The organism is Pandoraea sp. NPDC087047, assembly GCF_044745225.1.
Classification (GTDB): domain Bacteria; phylum Pseudomonadota; class Gammaproteobacteria; order Burkholderiales; family Burkholderiaceae; genus Pandoraea.
The window spans coordinates 1-3,627 of record NZ_JBIUZU010000026.1; the positions used below are offsets into that span (position 1 = coordinate 1).

A 3,627-nucleotide genomic window follows, 5' to 3' on the forward strand; every position below is an offset into this window, starting at 1 on the left:
TCCGCGCATCAGGAAAGCATGGGTGGTGGGCTGAACCTCAGCATGGGGGGCGCATCCGGCAGTTTCAGTTACTCGCGCGGCAATGCTAGCGGGAATTACGCGGGTGTCGTCGAGCAGTCGGGGATTCAGGCGGGGAGCGGTGGATTTGACGTCAACGTTGCGGGTAACACAGACCTTAAAGGGGCATATATCGCGAGCACCGCAGACCCATCGAAGAATCACCTGACGACGGGTACGCTGACGTTCTCCGACATCGAGAATCACTCGGAGTACAGCGCGAACAGCTTTGGGTTTGGAGGCGGGTTCACGGTCGGCAACGGCGGCGCGAACGAGCGTACGACGGGCAACAGCTCGGGCAAGAACACGGGCGGTATTGCGCCAATGCTGCCGCAGTCGGAGAGCGGTAGTGAGCGGGGCGTGACGCGCAGCGGTGTGAGCGATGGTGCGATTACGCTGACCAACGGCGCGAACCAGACGCAAGATTTAGCGAGTCTGAATCGCGATACGTCGAATCTGAACGAAACGGTGAACCGGACGCCGGACTTGCAGAAACTGCTGGTCGATCAGTCACGACTGATGGCGGCGGCGACTGCGGCTGGGGAGGCAGTAGCGCGGGATATTGGGACGTATGCGGATAAGAAGACGAAAGAAGCGCAAGCACTGGCGGACAAAACGACCGACCCCGATTTGAAAGCGCAATACCAGAAAGAGGCGGATGACTGGGAGGAAGGTGGAGATTATCGCGCAGCGATGCACGCGGCGGGTGGAGCAATCGTAGCGGGCTTGGGTGGCGGGAATGCGCTTGGTGGTGCGCTGGGCGCTGGCCTGACGTCGAAGCTTGGTAAGGAACTCAATGATCTGAGCGACAAGATCCAGAATTCCCACCCGACGGGCAACGCGGATATCGATCAGGCGCTAGCGCAGATTGTTGCGACGGGCGTTGGTACGGCCGTAGGCGCGGCGGCAGGCGGGGCGTCTGGGGCTTTCACCGGGTTTAACGTCGATCGGTTTAACCGGCAGTTGCATTCCCAAGAGAGCGCCGTCATCTCGAAGTTGGCGAGTGAAAAGGCCGAGCAAGTATGTAGGGGAGATGCTGCCTGCATTGCGCAAGCCACTATTTACTGGACAGATATCCTCGAACGTACTGCCAAGGGACTAGTTGACGATGCGGAAAACGAGAAGAACTTGGTCTATCTTCAGGGGATGATACAAGCGGCAGGGAGCAGCAATAGTATCGGTGCTCAAGGAGGTGTAGCGCAGCATCTTGCGAGCATGAAAGAAGCGCAAGACATGCTCTCGTCATTCATGGGGAAGACAATCCTTGTTAAAGGAAGTCCAGTGATCTCTGATGGATCTCCACAGACCTATTTTAGTGCGGCGGACGAACAGCGAGCCAATCCATACACAAACTACTTGCTTGGTAGTCAAGCGCCGGGATCGATCATTCCAGGGATGGAGTTGCGAGATCAGAGTCGGCTAACGTATCTAGCTAACCCTAACGGTGCGGCACAGCCAGTTTATCCACTAGAAGAATGGCTCATCGGGGGAAAACTTGTTGATACGCTAATTGGGACACTTGGTCGACTGTTGTCCTCAGCAGATATCGCCATTTTAGGGCGTGCCTCCGCTTCGGCCGGAGGAAATATTAGCGCGCAACAGATCACACGGGAAGGCACGCAACTTCGACTTACGTCCGCCGACCGCACGCTTTTGTCACAATTGAATACGGTTTCCAATACTGCCCTTCAAGGTGATCTTCGGGAGTATGTGGTCAATAACTATTTCGTACGGAATGGTTTCAAATCAATGGAAGGGAAGTGTGGTGGCAACAATTGTTTTGATGGCGTGTACATCAAGGGTGACACTGTTTATGTGGTGGAGGTTAAGCCATTGAAGAGTAATGGATCGATCAAGTTGAGTTCTGAGAGTGGAAATCTTCCTACGCAGATGAGTGATGGATGGATAGAAACGGCAATTGATCGACTGGGCCGAGGGTCTAGTGATCAAAGAGCTACGGCTGCGGCAATTCGATCCGCGATCGATAAGAATAGATTGGTGAAGATTGCGACAGGTGTAAATTCGGATGGCGTGTCCGCTATGAGACTAAAGTGAGGTGAAGCATGATGGACGAATTTTCTCGCAAAAATCTACATGGGTACGAAGCGTCAAAACGAGGCGTAAGCGAAGTTGAGAAAAAATTTAAGGATGGAAAAGTCGTGATTTCGCCGGCTTTTTTGTCGATGCTGAGGTCTGATCATCTGAATGTCGCGATATATGATTATTTTTCCGCTGGAGACGAGTTAAGTCTAAAGAAAAATCTCTATGCTGCAAGCGAACTCACGCTGGAGATTTTGAAGTATGGAGAGCAGTATGCGTTCTCGACGGATATTGAAATTTTTTGCTCGTTGATGTCGGATTGTGATTCTGTTGTTGTCGATATATGCAATTTCGATGATGGGGCTTTCTCAAGAAACAAGAACAATCCGTTGCTTCATCAATTTGTGTCCCATATGTATCAGTTGGCAATCAAATCGGATTGGAGTGAGCTGCAGGTTAAAATTGATAGAATCGCTAAAAATGGTAGGAAGAATGAGAGAAAAAAATCGATGAATGGACAAGATTTTTTTTCCCTATTGATTGCTGGGGACGTAAAAGGGCTTGAGAAGTCTATTTTGGAGAAGGTATCGGAAAAACCTTTGCGTCCGGTAGTTGAAGGGGTGCTTTCTGTTGCGGCAACGTTGGAGGCTAAAATCTGTTGGAGGCATGGGATTGAGGTGAAGTTTGACAGCCCATTAATTCCAGAAAATCTTCTCCCTATAAGGCCACTGCCGGAATATGTAAATTCTTATGATTTCATGTTCTCAAGTAGGCGGGGTGAAGGTGGCGTTGCAAAGATTCTGAGAATGCTCGGAATTAATCGTTAATTTTTTATTTATTTAATAAAAAAATAATATAGAAAAGAAAAATTATTCGGGCTTGGCGTTTGCCATGAAGAGTAACCGGCGCGAATGTGTATTGACCCAGTGAAAACCTGCTCACGTCATAATTAAGGAAAAGACGATGAGCAAGAAGATGGACGAAGACATCAAGCGATAGACGGTGCAGCGCCAGAGCACGCTGGTGCTGGACATCATTCAGGGCAAGACGATGGTTGCCGAGGCGGGCCGGGCCTACGACATGTCGGCATCCGAAATTGAGAACTGCGTCGGAGATGGCAAGCGCGGCATGGAAAACGCGTTCCGAGCGAATCTGCTGGACGTGAAAGGGCAGTCCGAGCATCAGATCAAGGCCCTACAGGAAGCGTGCGATGAAGCTATGCAGGAACTGCGCACACGAAAGAAATTGCAGTCCCTGCTGGGCGAGGACGACAAGTTTTTGAAACGGTCCGCAAGGGATTAAGGGAAGAAGGCATAACCGTCTCAATCTCAAAGCTGTGCCGTTGGTTTGAAGTGCCACGCTGCATGGTGTATTACCGGCTGGTCAAGTCTGGGCGTGACGCGCAGCGGTGAGCGATGGTGCGATTACGCTGACGAACGGCGCGAACCAGACGCAAGATTTAGCGAGTCTGAATCGCGATACGTCGAATCTGAACGAAACGGTGAACCGGACGCCGGACTTGCAGAAACT

The 3,627-nt window shown here is 51.3% G+C and carries 2 protein-coding genes and 1 pseudogene; all 3 read left to right on the forward strand.

Features of this window, described 5'->3' with window-relative positions:
* A pseudogene (locus tag ACIPHM_RS24480) lies at positions 1 to 2,112 on the forward strand (cell surface protein); the annotation flags it as partial.
* A gap of 8 nt (positions 2,113 to 2,120) precedes the next feature.
* Positions 2,121 to 2,924, forward strand: coding sequence for an Imm49 family immunity protein (locus ACIPHM_RS24485; RefSeq protein WP_400334271.1), 804 nt, complete (start codon positions 2,121 to 2,123; stop codon positions 2,922 to 2,924).
* Positions 2,925 to 3,099: 175 nt separating this feature from the next.
* Positions 3,100 to 3,399, forward strand: a complete 300-nt coding sequence (locus ACIPHM_RS24490; RefSeq protein ID WP_400334273.1) for a DUF1153 domain-containing protein — start codon at positions 3,100 to 3,102, stop codon at positions 3,397 to 3,399.
* Positions 3,400 to 3,627: the final 228 nt, after the last annotated feature.

What these genes read in the sequence shown, in the direction of transcription:
- ACIPHM_RS24485 (WP_400334271.1), top strand. Translation starts at nt 2,121, where the DNA reads ATGATGGACGAATTTTCTCGCAAAAATCTACATGGGTACGAAGCGTCA.